This is a genomic window from Saccharopolyspora elongata (assembly GCF_004348985.1).
In the GTDB taxonomy this organism is placed as follows: domain Bacteria; phylum Actinomycetota; class Actinomycetes; order Mycobacteriales; family Pseudonocardiaceae; genus Saccharopolyspora; species Saccharopolyspora elongata.
In genome coordinates, this window is the sequence record NZ_SMKW01000008.1 from 58198 (window position 1) to 75342 (window position 17145).

General features: G+C 71.0%; 14 protein-coding genes. 6 read left to right on the forward strand and 8 right to left on the reverse strand.

All coding sequences use genetic code 11. The features are described 5' to 3' along the window. Positions 1-15: 15 nt before the first annotated feature. The 5 genes from E1288_RS08805 to E1288_RS08825 form a co-directional block, all read right to left on the reverse strand. A complete protein-coding gene (locus E1288_RS08805) occupies positions 16-1125 on the reverse strand; it encodes a serine hydrolase domain-containing protein (RefSeq protein WP_132483138.1) in 1110 nt (369 codons plus the stop codon). After that, positions 1125-2894 (reverse strand): ABC transporter ATP-binding protein, encoded by a 1770-nt coding sequence (locus tag E1288_RS08810; protein ID WP_132483140.1) that lies wholly within the window; start codon positions 2892-2894, stop codon positions 1125-1127. The genes E1288_RS08805 and E1288_RS08810 overlap by 1 nt, the downstream gene beginning before the upstream one ends. Positions 2895-2982: 88 nt before the next feature. Next, on the reverse strand, positions 2983-3885 hold the full coding sequence (locus E1288_RS08815; RefSeq protein ID WP_132483142.1) for an ABC transporter permease: 903 nt from the start codon (positions 3883-3885) through the stop codon (positions 2983-2985). Then, the gene (locus tag E1288_RS08820) at positions 3882-4835 is read right to left on the reverse strand and encodes an ABC transporter permease (RefSeq protein WP_165968037.1); all 954 of its coding nucleotides are present in this window, start codon (positions 4833-4835) and stop codon (positions 3882-3884) included. The genes E1288_RS08815 and E1288_RS08820 overlap by 4 nt, the downstream gene beginning before the upstream one ends. A 10-nt stretch (positions 4836-4845) precedes the next feature. Next, complete coding sequence (locus tag E1288_RS08825) at positions 4846-6435, reverse strand: ABC transporter substrate-binding protein (protein ID WP_132483144.1); 1590 nt, start codon at positions 6433-6435, stop codon at positions 4846-4848. A 690-nt stretch (positions 6436-7125) separates the two neighbouring features. Between E1288_RS08825 and E1288_RS08830 the strand changes: the two genes are divergently transcribed. The 3 genes from E1288_RS08830 to E1288_RS08840 all read left to right on the forward strand — a co-directional run bounded on the left by E1288_RS08830 (position 7126) and on the right by E1288_RS08840 (position 10183). Beyond that, positions 7126-7812 (forward strand): response regulator transcription factor, encoded by a 687-nt coding sequence (locus tag E1288_RS08830; protein WP_132483146.1) that lies wholly within the window; start codon positions 7126-7128, stop codon positions 7810-7812. After that, positions 7809-9185, forward strand: a complete 1377-nt coding sequence (locus tag E1288_RS08835; protein WP_408013152.1) for a sensor histidine kinase — start codon at positions 7809-7811, stop codon at positions 9183-9185. The genes E1288_RS08830 and E1288_RS08835 overlap by 4 nt, the downstream gene beginning before the upstream one ends. Before the next feature lie 149 nt (positions 9186-9334). Next, a complete protein-coding gene (locus tag E1288_RS08840; RefSeq protein WP_235883430.1) occupies positions 9335-10183 on the forward strand; it encodes an NUDIX domain-containing protein in 849 nt (282 codons plus the stop codon). On the opposite strand, the gene E1288_RS08845 is transcribed toward E1288_RS08840, so the two are convergent. Continuing rightward, on the reverse strand, positions 10180-10848 hold the full coding sequence (locus tag E1288_RS08845) for a Uma2 family endonuclease (protein ID WP_235883431.1): 669 nt from the start codon (positions 10846-10848) through the stop codon (positions 10180-10182). The genes E1288_RS08840 and E1288_RS08845 overlap by 4 nt on opposite strands. 121 nt (positions 10849-10969) lie before the next feature. Next, on the reverse strand, positions 10970-11935 hold the full coding sequence (gene trpS / locus E1288_RS08850) for a tryptophan--tRNA ligase (RefSeq protein ID WP_132483148.1): 966 nt from the start codon (positions 11933-11935) through the stop codon (positions 10970-10972). A gap of 209 nt (positions 11936-12144) precedes the next feature. On the opposite strand from trpS, the gene E1288_RS08855 reads away from it, so the two are divergent. Continuing rightward, a complete protein-coding gene (locus E1288_RS08855; protein WP_132483150.1) occupies positions 12145-12456 on the forward strand; it encodes a YciI family protein in 312 nt (103 codons plus the stop codon). Positions 12457-12508: 52 nt separating this feature from the next. Here E1288_RS08855 and E1288_RS46805 read toward each other — a convergent pair whose 3' ends face one another. Next, complete coding sequence (locus E1288_RS46805; protein WP_165968038.1) at positions 12509-12670, reverse strand: hypothetical protein; 162 nt, start codon at positions 12668-12670, stop codon at positions 12509-12511. Positions 12671-12984: 314 nt separating this feature from the next. On the opposite strand from E1288_RS46805, the gene typA reads away from it, so the two are divergent. After that, complete coding sequence (typA, locus tag E1288_RS08860; RefSeq protein WP_132483152.1) at positions 12985-14904, forward strand: translational GTPase TypA; 1920 nt, start codon at positions 12985-12987, stop codon at positions 14902-14904. A gap of 444 nt (positions 14905-15348) precedes the next feature. Next, positions 15349-17100, forward strand: a complete 1752-nt coding sequence (locus tag E1288_RS08865; RefSeq protein ID WP_207954256.1) for an ABC transporter family substrate-binding protein — start codon at positions 15349-15351, stop codon at positions 17098-17100. Positions 17101-17145: the final 45 nt, after the last annotated feature.

Here is a 17145-nt window from a genome sequence, read left to right on the forward strand (position 1 = left end):
GCGCGCGACCTAGCCCTACAGGCAGGCGTGCAGCGCGGTCAGGAGGCGGTGCGAACGGTTGTCGAAACCCTCCGTTCGCATCAGGCACGGGCTGAAGGCGAACGCCACGCCCAGGCGCGGCCAGCAGCCGAACAGCGAACCGCCCGCCCCGCTGTGGCCGAACCCCGTGGCCTCCGGGCCGTAGGTCTCGATCGAGTCCTGCAGCTCGTAGCCCAGTCCGAAGGCCAGCGGTCGGCCGGTGCCCGGATCGGTGCCCCGGCTCTCCTCCCGGCGGATCCGCTCGAGCGTCCAGCCGCCGACGAGCTCGCCGGTCACCAGCGCGGAGTACACCGCGGCCATGCCGCGCGCAGACGCCATCGCGCCGCCGCCCGGGCTGCCGCCGACCCACCACGCCGGGGTGTTCCAGGGCGCGTCATCACCGAGCAGCGTGGGCGGGTTCCCGTAGACCTTGTCGCGGTAGGCCAGGGCCTCCGGCGTGTTCAGCCGGTTCGCCACCTGGTAGTCGGCCGCCCGCCAGCGCCGCCCGGTGCGCGGCCACTCGGGCTCGGGCAGCCCCAGCCAGAAGTCGGCCGGAACCCGCTCCGCGACCTCGGCGCGCAGGTACTCGCCGACCTCCCGCCCGTCGACCCGCCGGATCAGCTCCGCCGCCAGCCAGCCGAAGGTCAGCGCGTGGTAGGCGGTGGTCGTCCCGACCGGCCACAGTGGAGCCTGCGCGGCCAGCAGCTCCGCCATCGCCCGGTTGTCCATCGCCGCCTCGCGGGTGACCGGCTTCGCCGGGTAAGGCAACCCCGCCGAATGCGAGAGCAGCTGCCGGACCAGGACGTCCTGCTTGCCCGCCGCGCTGAACTCCGGCCAGTACCGGACCACCGGCGCGTCCGGGTCGAGCGCGCCGCCGTCGACCAGCAGGGCGACGCCGGTGGCGACGATGCCCTTGGTGCCGGAGAACACCGGCATCAGGGTGTCGGTCGTCATCGGCTCGGTGGCCGCCTGGTCGCGGTGCCCGGCCTGCAGGTCGAGGATCTGCTCGCCGTCGCGGAAGACGGCGAACGCCGCACCCGCCGCATCGGCCGCCACCACCTCGGCGAACTCCTGGGCAACCCGCTCGAAACCCGCTGCGACCGACATCAGTTCTTCGCCTCCAGCTGGAAGTTGGGCGCGTCGCTCAACAGCGACCGGGTGTAGTCGTGCTGCGGCGCGGCGAACAGCTCTTCGGCCGGCGCCTGCTCGACGATGCGCCCGTTCTGCAGGATCGCGACCCGCTGCGCGATGTTGCGCACCAGCGCGATGTTGTGCGTGACGAACACCAGAGCCAGCCCCATCTTCTCCCGCAGGTCCCGGAGCAGGTCGACGATCGCCGACTGCACCGAGACGTCCAGCGCGGAGGTGATCTCGTCGCAGATCAGCACCTCGGGCCGGGTGACCAGGGCGCGCGCGATCGCCACCCGCTGCCGCTCGCCGCCGCTGAGCTGGTCGGGGTAGCGCTCGGCGATGTCCGGCCGCAGCGCGGCGAGCTCCAGCGCCTCGATGACCCGCTCTGACGTGCTCTTGCCGCAGGAATCCCCGCCGAGCACCGAGATCGGCTGGGCCACCAGGTCGCGGACCCGGCGTCGCGGGTTCAGCGACTCGTACGGGTTCTGGAACACGTACTGCACCTGTCGCCGCTGCTCGCGGGTGCGCTTGCCGCTGCCGGCCGCCAGCTCCTCGCCGTGCAGCAGCACCGAGCCCTCGTGCTTCGGGTGCAGGCCGGCCAGGCAGCGCGAGAGCGTGGTCTTGCCGCTGCCCGACTCGCCCAGCAGCGCGAGGCAGGAGCCCGGTGACACGCTCAGCGAAACGTCTTGCAGCACGGGGGAATCGGTGTACCAGGCCCGGATGTTGCGGATCTCGAGAACCGGTCCCGCCTCGTCCGGGACGGATTCCGACGCGCGAGCCGGTGCCACGAGACGCCCGGAACGCGGCTGCAGGCAGCGGATTTCGTGGCCGGGGGAGACCTCCTGCACCGGCGGCACCTCGGCGCGGCATTCGTCGGTCGCGGCGGCGCAGCGCGGCGCGAATGCGCAGCCGTCCGGGCGGCTCAGCGGCGACGGAGCTTGGCCGTCGATGGCCTGCATCGCCCGCTCGCCGTCCAGGTCCGGCACCGCGAGCACCAGGCCCGCCGTGTAGTGGTGGCGCGGCTCGTTCAGCACCTCGGCGGTCGGGCCGGTCTCCACGATCCGACCCGAGTACATCACCGCGATGCGGTCGGCAAGCTCCGCGACCACCGCCATGTCGTGCGAGATGTACACGCCCGCCGTCCCGTGCCGCTCGCACATCTCGCGGATCGTGGTCAGCACCCGCTTCTGGGTGGTCACGTCCAGGCCCGTGGTCGGCTCGTCCAGCACCACGACCTCCGGGCGGCCGACGAAGGCCATCGCGATCGCGATGCGCTGCTGCTGACCGCCGGAGAGCTGGTGCGGGTACCGGCTCAGGAAATCGTCGTCATCGGGCAGCGCGACCTCGGTCAGCACCTGCTTGATCCGCCGCTTCGCCGCTTCGCCGGAGACGTCGTGCACGCCCTCCGCGAGCTGCGTGTGCAGGCGCAGCGCCGGGTTCAGCGCCGAGCCCGGCGACTGCGGGATGTACGCGACCCGGCGACCGCGCAGTGCGGCGGCCCGCTTCGGCGGCAGCGCGGTGAGATCGGTGTCGCCGACGAGGATGCGGCCGTCGGCGATCCAGGTGCCGCGCTTGCAGTAGCGCAGCATCGCCAGGCCGAGCGTGGTCTTGCCGGAGCCGGATTCACCGATCAGGCCGAGGATCTCGCCCGGTGCCAGGGCGAAGCTCACGTCGGCGACGATGGCGGCTTCCGAGGGCACGCCCCGGATCTCCAGTCCGGTGGCGTCCAGAGCAGCGGCGGTCATCGGCACCCCCAACGGGTCGGCGACAGGTCGTGGTCCGGGATCTCCAGCAATTTCAATGGAAATTGCGGATCACAGGTCGGCGGTGGCATCAGCGGGCCTTCTCGATTCCCCGGTCGACGCCCGCGACCGAGCGCGCCAGGCCGTCCGCCACCAGGTTGGTGCCGATCGTCAGCACCGCGATGGCGATCACCGGCAGCGCCACCGCCCACGGCTGCACCGTCAGCGCGATCCGGTTCTCGTTGATCATCAGGCCCCAGTCCGCCGTCGGCGGCTGCAGGCCCAGGCCGAGGAAGCTCAGCCCGGCGACCAGGCCGATCGAGTAGTTCAGCCGCAGCCCGAGCTCCACCAGCACGGTTCCGGTGACGTTCGGCAGGATCTCGCCGAGCAGGATGCGAACCCGGGACAGCCCGATCGCCTCCGCCGACTTGACGAAGTCGCGCTCGGCGACCGAGAGCGTCGCCGCCCGCACCACGCGCATCACCCGCGGCAGGTGGCTGCCGCCGACGACCAGCACCAGCAGCCACAGCTCCGGGCCGACGACGCTGACGAACAGCAGCGCCAGCACCACCTGCGGGAAGGCCAGCGCGATGTCGCCGAAGCGCATCAGCACCTCGTCCAACCAGCCGCGGCGGTAGCCGGCGTACATGCCCAGCAGCGAGCCGAGCCCGACGCCGAGCAGCGTGGCCAGCACCGCCAGCACCAGCAGCGTCTGTCCACCGTGGAGGAACCGGGTGAGCACGTCGCGGCCCAGGTTGTCGGTGCCGAACCAGGAGGTCGCCGTCGGATCGGAGAACGGCGTGTCCACGAATTCGGTGGCACCGTGCGGCGCGAGCAGCGGCCCGACGATCGCGGTCAGCACCACCAGGATCGACAGCGTCAAGCCGATCTTGGTGCGCGGCAGGCGCATCGCCGCCCGCCACGCGCCGACCGCGCGCGGCACGGCAGGGACGGGAGTCGCTCGGGTTTCCTCGGTCTGCGCAGTCGTGGTCATCGCGCGGCGGACCTCACCTTCGGATTGGCGGCCAGACTCACCACATCGGCCAGCAGGTTCACGACGATGTACACGGCGGCGATGGCCAGGGTCAGCGTCTGCACCACCGGCAGGTCGCGGTTGTTCACCGCGTCCACCAGGGCGAACCCGATACCGGGGAAGCGGAACAGGAACTCGACGATGACCACGCCACCGGCCAGCCACGCCAGCTGCAGCGCGATCACCTGGGCCACCGGGCCGATCGAGTTCGGCAGCGCGTGCCGCAGGATCACCGTGCGCTCCGGCAGCCCCTTCAACCGGGCCTGCTGCACGAACTCGCTCTCCAGCACCTCGATCATGGTCGCCCGCATGATGCGCACGATGTACGGCGAAACCGCGAGCACCATCGTCAGCGTCGGCAGCACCAGCTGCGTCGGATCGCTCCAGGCCGAACCCGTGCCGGTCATGACGTACACGGCGGGCAGCAGGTTGAGCGCCCCGGTGGAGAAGACCAGCACCAGCACGATGCCGACCACGAACTCCGGCAGCGAGGCCAGCACCAGGCTGACCACCGAGGTCGCGTGGTCGAAGGCCTTGTCGCGGCGCAAAGCGCTGTAAGTTCCGACCAGGATGGACAGCGGCACGCTGATCACCGTGGCGCACAGCATCAGCGCCAGCGAGTTGTTCAGCCGCGAGCCCAGCAGCTCGGCCACCGGCATGCCGTTGGCGTAGGACGTGCCGAGGTCGAGCCGGAAGATGTTGCCCAGCCACGAGAAGTACTGCACCCACATCGGCTCGTCGAGGTGCAGCTGCGCACGCAGCGCGGCCAGCCGCTCCGGAGTCGCCTCGCGGCCCAGGATGGCGCGGGCGGCGTCCCCGGGTAGCGCCTGGGTGGCGAGGAAGACCACCACCGACACGGCCCACAGGATGACCACGCCGAGCAGGATTCGCTTGACCAGCATTCGAGTCATCGGTCCGCCCTCACTTCGCCAGCCACGCGTGGCGGAAACCGTAGGAGTTCAACGGTGCGCCGCTCTTGTCCGGTTCGAGCCCGACGACCCGGACGCTGTGCGCGTCCAGCTGGTTCGGGAAGCCCCAGATGATGTATCCACCGCTCTCCCACTCGATCTGCTGGGCGCGCGCGACGAGCTCCTTGCGGCGCGCCGGATCGGTGGTGGCCCGCGCCTGGTACACCAGATCGTTGAATTCCGGGTGGTTCCAGTGGGTCTCGTTGTACGGCGAGTCGGGCAGGCTGCCGGACCCCGCCTGCGCCAGGAAGTTCCGGGTGAACCAGTAGTCCTGCGCGAAGTCCCAGGACAGGTACATGTCGCCGAAGAACTCGCCGGAATCGACCCGGCGGATGTTGACGGTGATCCCGGCGTCGGCGGCCTGCTGGGCGAACACCTGCGCCGCCTCCACCACACCGGCCGCGACCGGCGACGTCACCAGCTCCACGGTCAGGTTCTCCCGGCCCGCCTCGCGCAGCAGCTGGCGGGCCTTGGCCACGTCGCGGCCGCGTTGCGGCAGCGCCGAGTTGTACAGCGGATCCGCCGGCGAGTAGATGTCGTTGCCGATCGTGCCGTGGCCGCCGAGCACCTGCTTGATCATCTGCTCGCGGTCCACGACGAGCCGGAACGCCTGCCGCACCCGGGCGTCGTCGAACGGCGGCCGGTCCACCCGCATGGTGAACGGCACCCACGAGCCGGTCTGGGATTCCAGCAGCCGGAGGTTCGGGTCGGCGTCCAGCACCCGCAGCAGCCCCAGCGGCACCTGGTCGATGGCGTCGACCTGGCCGCCGAGCAGCGCGTTGATCCGGGCCGTGTCGTCCGGGAAGTCGATGATCACGACCTCGTCCACGTACGGCTCGCCGTCGCGCCAGTAGTTGCGGTTCTTGGTGAACAGGCTCTGCTGGCCGGGTTCGAAGGAGTCGTAGGCGAACGGGCCGCAGCCGACCGGCCGGTTCGGGTTGTAGCCGACCGGGACGATGCCGTTGGCGTACTCGGCGAACTGGTCGGGCAGTGTGACGTCCGGGCGGGACAGCGTCAGCCGGACGGTGCGGTGGTCCAGCGCCTGCATGGCGTTGAGGTCCAGCGAGCTCAGCCCCACGGCGCCGTTCTTCGGGTCCGCCGGGTCGGCGATCCGGCGGAGGGTGTGGATCACGTCCTCGGCGGCGAGGGTCTTGCCGTTGTGGAACTCGACGCCCTCGCGCAGCCGGATGGTCCAGGTCAGCGCCTGCGGATCGGACTCGACGGATTCGGCCAGCGCGGGCTGGATCCGGTAGTCGGAGTCGAACCGGAGCAGCGTGTCGTAGAGCTGGAAGATGCGTGCCTGGTCCGGGTGGGTCACGGTGGCGTGCGCGTCCAGGGTGTCCTTGCTGGACCCGCCGACGATGCCGACCCGCAGCCGACCGCCGTACTGCGGCGGACCGGAGGGGATCGGGGCCTTTCGCACCGCGCCGCCCGCGCACCCGCTGACGACGGCGCCCGCGCCCACTGCGCCGGCACCCACCGCGACGTACCGGAGGAAGTCGCGACGACTGGGGCCGGCGTTCGACTGTCCTCTGCTCGGCATCCGGCGGAACCTCCTGTGTCTCGCGGGGCGCGGCACCCGTCGGCGCGGACTGGCGCCGGTGATGCGGCCGCTGGGGCGGCGCTGGAGCCTCTCGACAGCGCCCCGCTGGCGTTGCGTTTCGACCTGTGACTGATTGATCAGTCAATCGATCGCATCGACCTTTACCGACGCGGTGGAGGCTGTCAAGCCGTCATGTGCTGGGGAGATATGTCAAGACCCGGGGCGTCGGTGACGGTCCAAACGTTGCTGGCTCTTGCTACTTTCGCAACGCTTGATCATGTCGTCGAACCGCGTTTGGCCATGGGTTTCGCCGGTGCCGGCGGCCCCGGAGAGCGTCTCGGACACGTCGGGGACGACGTTTTTCGCAGGTGGTTCTCCCGGCGTTAGCCGTCCGGTCGGATGGCGACCAGCATCACAATGCGCCGGCTCCGGTCCATCACCCGGTGTGGCCGATCGGATCCGGGCGGTGATCGCGGGAATCGGTCTTTCCGGCCAATCCCGCCGATTCGGCTTCCGTGATCGATTCGTTTTGTCGGCTTCGGCGCGCCGCCGACGGCAACCGCGCGGGCGATCGGCAGCGGCGCCCCCGAGCCGGTCCGAGGCTGAGATCCACCTGAGAAAGAAGCTCTCAACTGAGAACCGACTGAGATTTCCCTGCCGCCGTGGCCGGCGGATCGGCATGCTTGGGCCATGGTGCCGCGGGTGTTGGTGGTGGACGACGAGCCGGGAGTTCGTGCCGCGCTGCGCCGCGGGCTGTCCGCCGAGGGCATGGACGTGACCATCGCGGCCGACGGCATCGACGCCCTGCGCCTGGCCCTGACCGGTGCCTTCGACGTCGTGGTGCTGGACGTGATGCTGCCCGGCCTCTCCGGTTACCGGGTGCTGGAGCGGATGCGCGCCGACGACGTGACCACCCCGGTGCTGTTGATCTCGGCGAAGAACGGCGAGGTCGACCAGGCCGACGGGCTGGATCTCGGTGCGGACGGTTACCTGGTCAAACCCTTCTCCTTCCTGGTGCTGGTGGCGCAGGTGCGCGCGTTGCTGCGGCGGCGCGAAACCGCCGGACGGCAGGTGAGCCTGCGGGTCGGCGATCTGGAGATCGACCGCGCCGCGCGCGAGGTGCGCTGGGCGGGCGAGTCGATCGCCCTCTCGCCGAGGGAGTACGGACTGCTGGTCGCGCTGGCCAGCCACCCGGAGGCCGTGGTGCCCAAGGACGACCTGCTGCGCATGGTCTGGGGCGAGGAGCAGTTCGTCACCCGCAACGTCGTCGAGGTCTACGTCGGCTACCTGCGCCGCAAGCTCTCCGCGGCCGGCGCCGGGGAACTGGTGCAGACCGTGCGCGGTCAGGGCTACCGGGTCTGCGCTGAACCGGCATGATGATGCGTCTGCGCAGGTGGTGGCACCGCCGCACCATCCAGTTCCGCACCAGCGTGGTGGCCGCAGTCGTGGCGTTGATCGGACTCGGCGTGGTCGCGCACGCGAGCACCGGCGTCGTCAGCTGGCTGCTGATCGACTCCGTCGACGCGGACCTGCAGCGCACCGCCAGCGCGACCGCGAACCGGCTCGCCGCCGGCGCCTCGCCCGCCGCCGTCGCCGCCCCCGACATCCGGGTGCTGGACACCTCGGGCGCTCCGCTGGACGGGCTGCCCGAGTCGAGCCTGCACGGATGGCAGATCGACGAGCTGCGCGCCGGCGACGGGGTGATCGACTTCGAGCCGCCCGCCGAACTGCACCGGTGGCGCGGCGTCGTCGTGCCCGATCAGACCGGCCGCCCGCTGCTAGTCGCGACCGGGGCGCGACTGGTCGGGTTCACCGACACCGCGGGCAAGACCGGCCGGCTGCTCGGCTTCGGCTCGATCCTCGCCGCCGCGCTCGTCGGGCTCGCCACCTGGCTCGTGGTGCGCCGTTCGCTGCGTCCGGTCGAACGGATGCGGATCGCCGCCGCCGGGCTGCCCGAGGGCGAGCGGCTGCCGGTGCCCGCGGCCGTCGACGAGATCCGCGCCCTCGCCGAGGAGCTCAACACGATGCTCGCTCGCCGCGACGCCGACACGGAACGGCTGCGGCGGTTCACCGGCGACGCCGCGCACGAGCTGCGCAACCCGGTCGCGTCGATCCGCGCTCAGGCCGAGGTCGCCGTGATGCATCCGGACCCGGAGCTCGCCCACGAGACACTGCAGGACATCGCGCACGAGGCGCAGCGCCTGTCGGTGCTGGTGGAGAGCCTGCTCGCGTTGGCGAGGGCCGAGCGCGGCACGGCCGCCCCGGGGCAGCCGGTCGACATCGGCACGGCGGTGCGGGCCGCCGCCAACCGGCTCGAGCTGCCGGGCTCGCCCGGCCTCGGACCGCGGATCGAGGTCGAGGTCCCGGCCCGGCCGGTGCTGGTCCTCGCCGATCCGGCGGAGCTGTCGACGGTGCTGGACAACATCGTCGGCAACGCGCTGCGCTACACGCGCACCTTGGTGCGGGTCTCCGTTTTCGCTGATGGCATGGGCTCCTCCGGGGTGGGTTGGGTGCGGTTGGTGGTGGACGACGACGGGCCTGGGATTCCGGTCGAGCACCGCGAGCGGGTATTCGACCGGTTCCACCGGGTCGAATCGGACCGGGCACGCAGCACCGGCGGAGCCGGGCTTGGGCTCGCCCTCGCGGCCGAGGCGGTGCGCCGTCGCGGCGGAACGGTCCGGGCCGCGGAGTCGCCGGACGGCGGCGCTCGCGTCGTGGCGCGCTGGCCGCGGTACGCGGCCGACAGCTGAGCGGCGCACCCCGCGGCGGTGCCGATCGCGGGAACCGTCGGTGCTCGGATGCCGCCACGACGCGGTCGTGCTCGTCGCGCTCCCCGTCGGTACGGCCTCCGGCCAGGCGGTGGTGGTTGACCCGACCGGGTGGGGCAAGATGTCTGCACGTGTCGGTTTTGCGGAGCACGGGACTGATCGAGGCGCCGGTGGCCACGGTGGGCGCCGCCCTGCGGCACACCCGGACCGCCGAGGTCGGGCTCGCGACCCTGGGCGTCAGCGGCCGCGCCGCCACCCGTCCGGCCGCGTTGCTCGTGCCCGGCGATGAGATCGTCTTCCACACCAAGATCGCCCGCCTTCCCGTCGATCTGACCACTCGAGTCGTGCGCGCCGATGCCGACGCGATGAATTCCGTGCTGATCTCCGGCCCGCTGCCGGAGTTGCGCCACGAGTCGGTGCTCGCCGAGGTCGGCCCCCGGACGCTGCTCACCGACTCGCTGCACTGGACGACACCGTTCGGTCCGCTGGGGCGCCTCGTCGACGTTGCCGTCGTCCGCCGGTTCGCGCTGGACGTGCTGGCCGCGCGCATCGCCGGCGTGCGGGAACTCGCCGAATCCTGGGCGACCCGCCCGATCGTCGTCGGCACCGCAATCGTCCACAAGGGACGATTGCTGGCGCAGCAGCGCAGCTACCCCGCCCCGGACGCGGGCCGCTGGGAGCTGCCCGGCGGCCGGGTCGAGCCGGGCGAGGACGAATCCGCCGCGGTCGTCCGGGAATGCCAGGAAGAGCTCGCCGTCGAAGTCCGCCCGACCGGCCGCGTCGGCACGGACGTCCCGCTCAGCAACGGCATGCTCCTGCGCATCCACGCGGCCGAACTCGCCGACCCGGCGGCGACCCCGAAAGCCGTGGAGCACAGCGAAGTCCGCTGGGTGGAGGCGGACGAACTGGCCGGCCTCGACTGGCTCGACGCCGACCGGGTCCTCGTCCACTCCCTCCGGAACCTGCTAATCGGGGCCTAAAGCTCCAGGAGCTCGATGGGATCGAACGACAGCGGGAACGGCAGCTCGGTCTCAAAGGCCTGGCCGTCCAGCGCTTTGGCATGGTCGCGGTAAATGCCGTCTTCCAAGCGCAGCAGCTCCACCGAAACGCGCTCGCGTTCCCTGGCGATGTCAACTCGCATGAAGTATGGAATGCCGGCCTTGGCGTATTCAGCAGGCTTGTCCACGTAGTCGTTCCGGCGGCTCGACCTCGACACGCACTCACCGATGAGCAGGACGGCTTCGGGTGAGATCCAGACGCGTCCACGTGCTGGTTCACGAAGCACGGCGAAGTCGGGTTGTGCCCACCGCATCGACGAAATCTTTGGCATCTCGACGTTCAGCGTGGTGTAGGCATTGCCGCCGAGGCGACGTGCAGGCGTACGCATCCGGAGGTAGAGCTCATCCGCTGCGTAGACATTCGCCGAACCTTCGTAGGGGCTCACAATCAGCTTCCCGTCCAGGCACTCGTACTTAGCCGGGGGCATCCCCGGAATCGGTAGGTACCTTTCGGCAAGCTCGGGCGTCCACAGGCCGTCCAGGTCGACGAGCGGATCGAACGGGGCGTGCGGGTCGAACGATGGTGCAGCCACGGCGGCACTCCTCTCGACCAAGAACGCGGTGTTGCCTTCCATCACAGTACCCATGAGTCCAGGCTGCCGATACTGATCAGTTGTTCGCCAGGTGATCCACTCGAACTAGTGAACGAATGCGCAGGTAGCAAGGGGCGCCCGCAGTCAGGTCGCGGGCACCCCGTGCTCCGGCGGATCAGCGCAGGCCGGTCACGCGCAACGCGGCCTGCAGCCGCGGCTGCGCCCGCTCGCTCGCCCGCTTCGCCCCGTGCGCTCGGATGCGGTCCAGCTCCGCCGCGTCCTCCAGCAGCTCGCGGGCGCGTTCGCGCACCGGTCGCAGCTCCTCGATCACGGCGTCGGCCACCGCCTCCTTGAGCTCCGCGTAGGTGCTCGCCGATTCCGTTGCGGCGTAAGGGCTCGTGTCGTTGCAGGCGGCGAGGATCTCCAGGAGGTTCGCCACCCCTGGCCGGCCGTCCGGGTCGTACCGCACCTCGTCGAGGCCGTCGGTGACCGCGCGGCGGAACTTGCGGCGGATGACGTCGGGCTCGTCGAGCACGAAGACCACGCCGGGGGACTGCTGGTTGGACTTCTCCATCTTGCGCGCCGGGTCGGCGAGGTCCCGGATCCGCGCCGCCGTCTTGGGCACCACGGCCTCCGGGACGGCGAACACGTCGCCGTAGTTGGCGTTGAACCGGCGGGCGAGCGTGCGCGCGAGCTCGACGTGCTGGTCCTGGTCGCTGCCGACCGGCACCTGGGTGGCGCCCTGCAGCAGGATGTCGGCGGCCATCAGCACCGGGTAGGTCAGCAGACCCAGCCGCACCGACTCCTGCCCGGCGCCCCGCTCCTTGAACTGGATCATCCGGGCGGCTTCGCCGTAGGAGCAGGTGCATTCCAGGATCCAGTTCAGCGTTCCCAGCTCGCCCGCCAGATCCGACTGCACGAACAGCGAATCCGGGTCGATGCCCGCCGCGAGCAGCACCGCGAACTGCTCGCGGGTGAGCGCGCGCAGCCGCTGCGGCCGGTGCGACGTGGTCATGGCGTGCAGGTCGGAGACGAAGAACAGGTCCGCAGGTTCGCGCTCGGCGGCCCACCGCCGCACGGCGCCGAGGTAGTTGCCCAGCTGGACGTGGCCGGACGGAGTGATCCCGGACAGGCGGGTCATTGGTCTCTCCTGGGGTCCTGGGTCGCTGCCGCCGGGATCGACCTCGCACCGCTCGGCCGCCCGGAGGGGCGGCCGGTGGTCTGCGTGTCAGTGCACGACGATGCTGGGCCGCCCTCGGACGGCCCACCACATGTTCGACATTGCGCGCACGCGGCAATGTTACCGCTTGGTGATCGGCAGCGGTCAAGTGGAAGGGCTACCGTGAAAGAATGTTTGTAGTGCTGCTGCAATACACCGCGCCAGAATCGGATATCGACGGCCAACTGGTAGATCACTACGAATGGGTTACCCAGCATTACGATGCCGGTGACTTCATCGCCGCCGGCCACCGCCACCCGCGCAGCGGCGGGGTGATCATCGCCAGGGCGATGTCCCGCGGCAGGCTCGACGCGATCCTCGCGACGGACCCGTTCGCGCTGCACAAGCTGGCTCGTTACGAGGTCATCGAGTTCACCGCGCTGCGGACGATCCCCGAGTTGGCGAAGTATGCCGACCCGCTGTCCACGGCCGCCCACAAGTAGCCCCGAGGCCACCTCGCGACCGCGGCGGGTGCCGCGGTGAGATCAATTCGCGCTATTTCTTCTTTGCCGCTTTCTTGACCTTCTTTTGCGCTTTCTTGACCTCTTCCGCCTTGGCCTCGCGCAGCAGGTCGCGCAGTACCACGATGGGGCAGCTCTTGCAGGGCGGTCGCGACCGACAGCATTTCTTCTTGACCTTGATGGTGCCTTTGCCCACGGTGTGTTCTTTCGGTGCCGAGACGGGGTTGGGCACAGGCTAGGCGAACCTAACCTGAAATGGCGAACTTGATGTTGGGCACCGGCCCCGGGTGTTGCGCTGAGCACGCGGCGGCCGGTCCCGCACGAGGTTGCACTACTCTGGGAGGAGCCGCGCGTCGACGTGCGCGCCTCCACCCCGGGGTGGTGGCGCCCAATCAGCTCCGCAGCTGCGGCGCAGTGGAGCCGCGGCACGGTGCCTTGCGGATCGTCCCGCACCCGGACCAAGTCGACGAACCCCGCCGCGCCCATCTGCGCCGATCCAGGAGTACCCGCGTGTCCGCCACCAGCGTCGCCGCCCCCATTCGCAGTGATCTGCGCAACGTCGCCATCGTTGCCCACGTCGACCACGGCAAGACCACCCTGGTGGATGCCATGCTGCGGCAGTCCGGTGCCTTCTCCGAGCGCGCCGAGCTCGTCGACCGCGTGATGGACTCCAACGACCTGGAGCGCGAGAAGGGCATCACGATTCTCGCGAAGAACACCGCGGTCCGTCGGGAGACCGACGCCGGCCCGGTGACCATCAACGTGGTGGACACGCCCGGCCACGCCGACTTCGGCGGCGAGGTCGAGCGCGCCCTGTCGATGGTGGACGGGGTGCTGCTGCTGGTGGACGCCAGCGAGGGCCCGCTGCCGCAGACCCGGTTCGTGCTGCGCAAGACGCTGGCCGCCGGGCTGCCGGTGATCCTGGTCGTGAACAAGGTCGACCGCCCGGACGCCCGCTGCGCCGAGGTCGTCGAGGAGGCCCACGACCTGCTGCTGGAACTGGCCAGCGAGCTCGACGGTGAGGTCGAGCTCGACATGGAGGCGATCCTGGACCTGCCGGTCGTCTACGCCTCCGCGCGCGCCGGCCGGGCGTCGCTGGCCCAGCCGGTGGACGGCGGGCTGCCCGACGAGGAAGACCTCACCGCGCTGTTCGACGTGCTGCTCAAGCACGTGCCCGCGCCGACCGCGGACGCCGAGGCGCCGCTGCGCGCGCTGGTGACGAACCTCGACGCGTCCTCCTTCCTCGGCCGGATCGCGCTGTGCCGGATCCACTCCGGCACCTTGCGCAAGGGCCAGACCGTCGGCTGGTGCCGCGCCGACGGCACCGTCGAGAAGGTCCGGCTGACCGAGCTGCTGATCACCGAGAACCTCGACCGGGTTCCGTGCAGCGAGGCGTCCGCGGGCGACCTGGTCGCCATCGCCGGTATCCCGGACATCACCATCGGCGACACCCTCGCCGACCCCGACGCCCCCGAGCCGCTGGCCCGGATCACCGTCGACGACCCGGCGATCTCGATGACCATCGGCGTCAACACCTCGCCGCTGACCGGCCGCAACGGCGGCACCAAGGTCACCGCGCGGCAGGTCAAGAACCGGCTGGACGCCGAGCTGATCGGCAACGTCAGCATGAAGGTGCTGCCCACCGAGCGGCCGGACGCCTGGGAGGTGCAGGGCCGCGGCGAGCTGGCGCTGGCCATCCTGGTGGAGACCATGCGCCGGGAGGGCTTCGAGCTCACCGTCGGCAAGCCGCAGGTGGTCACCCGGACCATCGACGGCCAGCTGTGCGAGCCGTTCGAGCGGCTGACCATCGACGCCCCCGAGGAGCACCTCGGCGCGGTCACCCAGCTGCTGGCCGGGCGCAAGGGCCGGATGGAGACCATGGACGGGCACGGCACCGGCCGCATCAAGCTGGAGTACGTGGTCCCGGCCCGCGGCCTGATCGGGTTCCGCACCGAGTTCCTCACCGAGACCCGCGGCACCGGCATCGCCAACCACGTCTTCGAGGGCTACTTCCCGTGGGTGGGCGAGCTGCGCACCCGGCACACCGGTTCGCTGGTGGCCGACCGGGCGGGCTCGGCGACGACCTACGCGCTGATCCAGCTGGCCGACCGCGGCAGCTTCTTCGTGGAGCCGGGCAGCGAGGTCTACGAGGGCATGGTGGTCGGGGAGAACCCGCGCGCCGAGGACCTCGACGTGAACATCACCAAGGAGAAGAAGCTCACCAACATGCGGTCCTCCACCGCGGACGAGCTGGAGCGGCTGGCCAAGCCGCGGACGCTCGCGCTGGAGGAGGCGCTGGAGTTCTGCTCCGGCGACGAGTGCGTCGAGGTCGGCCCGTCGGCGATCCGGGTGCGCAAGATGGTCCTGGACAGCACGACCCGCGCCCGCGAGCGCTCCCGCGCCAAGGCCCGCGACAACGGCGCCAACTGAGGTCGAAGACGCCTTCTCGCTGTGGGATCCCGGACATCGTGAATGGCGAATTCACACGTCGGGGCTGTCCTCGCGAGAAGGCGTCTTAGAACCCGTGGCGGCGGCACCGGTTGCGAGGGTGGGCGACGCGGCTGCGCCGTTTCGAAGACAACCGAGCGCCCGGTCTGGGCTCGTTGTGGGATTTCCGACACGTGCGGTGATCCCGGTGGCGGCTCGAACATCGGCCGCCGCCGAGCCCGCTCGCGCTCGTCCCCGGCGTGACCGGGGATTTCGCCGAATCGCGCGCAGCGCGGGCCGTCGGCTAGCACACTGGGCCGTGACCCCGGTGTCGATCATTTCGGCGACGGCAGGAACCATGGAGGGCTCTCGCGCGTCTTCCGCACGTGCGAGCCGCCCCGGGTGGGCCGGGGTGTTCGGGGGAGCAGACGTGAGGGGAGGTCCGGCGTGTCCCAGGGTCGACGCCGCCCACTGGCAGTGGTCTCCCTGCTGCTGACGACTGTCAGCGTGGTGGCCGCCTGCACGAATGCGCCCCCGCCGCCGCTGGTGCCGCAACCGCAAACCCCGACGCAGGCCCCGCCGACCAGCGCGCCGCCGACGCAGCCGATGCCGGTGGAGGTCGTCGTCGGTGTCGACGAGCTCGAGGGCGGGTTCAACCCGCACACCCTCGCCGACCTGTCGCCGACGAGTTCGGCGCTGGCCAGCCTGATGCTGCCGTCGGTGTTCCGCCCGGGAGCCGACGGCAACCTGCAGCTGGACGGCACGCTGATGGAATCGGCCGAGTTGGTGCCGGACGCGGAGAAGTTCACCGTCCGCTACCGGATCCGGCGGGAGGCCAACTGGTCCGACGGCGCGCCGATCGCCGCCGAGGACTTCGTCTACCTGTGGGAGCAGCTGCGTTCCCAGCCCGGCGTGTCCGATCCGGCCGGCTACCAGCTGATCGACGACGTCGCGTCGCGGCAGGGCGGCAAGACGGTCGACGTGACCTTCGCCAAGCCGTTCCGCGGCTGGCAGACGCTGTTCAACAACCTGCTACCCGCGCACCTGCTCAGGGACGCGCCGCGCGGCTGGGCGACGGTGCTCGACGACGGCTACCCGGCCTCCGGCGGCCCGTTCGCGATCCGGCAGATCGACCTGGACCGCGGCGAGATCATCCTGGAGCGCAACGACCGCTACTGGGGTCCGCCCGCGCAGTCGGACCGGATCGTGCTGCGCGCGCTCGACCGGGCGCGCCAGGTCGAGGCGTTGCGCAGCGGGGACAGCCACCTCGCCGTGTTCGGCGCGGACCGGGGCACCATGCAGTCGCTGCGGGACCTCGGCGACGCGGTGCAGCTGATCACCGTGCCTCGCCCGGCCACCATGGAGGTGCTGCTGCGGCACGACAGCCGTGAGCTGGCGGACGTCAAGGTGCGCCGGGCGGTTCTCGCGACCCTCGACCGGCCCGCGCTGGTCGAGGCGGGCACCGGCGGCGGGCCCGCGGATCAGCTGCAGGCGCACGCCCAGGTGCTCGCCCCGTCCGAGCGCGGCTACACGCCGACCGAACAGGGGTTGCCGAACCGGCCCGATCCCGCGCAGGTCGAGCGGCTGCTCGGCGAGGCCGGCTACCACCGCAGCGGCGGGGCGTGGCTGCGGGACGGCCGACCGCTGAACCTCGTCATCGCGGCGCCGTTCGAGCACGAGTCGTACATCCGGGTCGCCGAGGCGGCCGCGCAGCAGCTGCGGGAGCAGGGAATCCAGGCGACCGTGGTGACGCCGACCGGTGACCAGCTGTTCGGCGAGATGCTGTCGGCCAATCCGCGGTCCGGGGAATCCGGCGGGGCGGGCTCGGTGGACATGGCGATCGCGCCTCGTCCGGCCGGCGGCGATCCGGCGGCGATGATGGCCTCCTCGTACGGCTGCCCGGGCGTGGCCGCGGACAGTGAGCAGGCGTTCCCGTACAACGACGCCGGCTTCTGCGACGAGCTGCTGCAGCCGACGATCGACGCGGCGCTGACCGGTCAGGTGCCGTTCCCGGAGGCCTCGGCGGTCGTCGAGCCGGTGCTGTGGCGCGACGCGGTCGCGCTCCCGCTGTACCAGCAGGCCCAGGTGATGGCGCTGCGCCGGGAGGCCACCGGGATCGAGGCCGGCAACGGCCTGGCCGGGCCGTTCTCGACCGCGGCCAAGTGGATCGGAACGCCTGCCGATAACGACGGCTATTAATTCCCGCGGCATGGCCACCCAACGGACATGCTGTCGCTGAGCTGC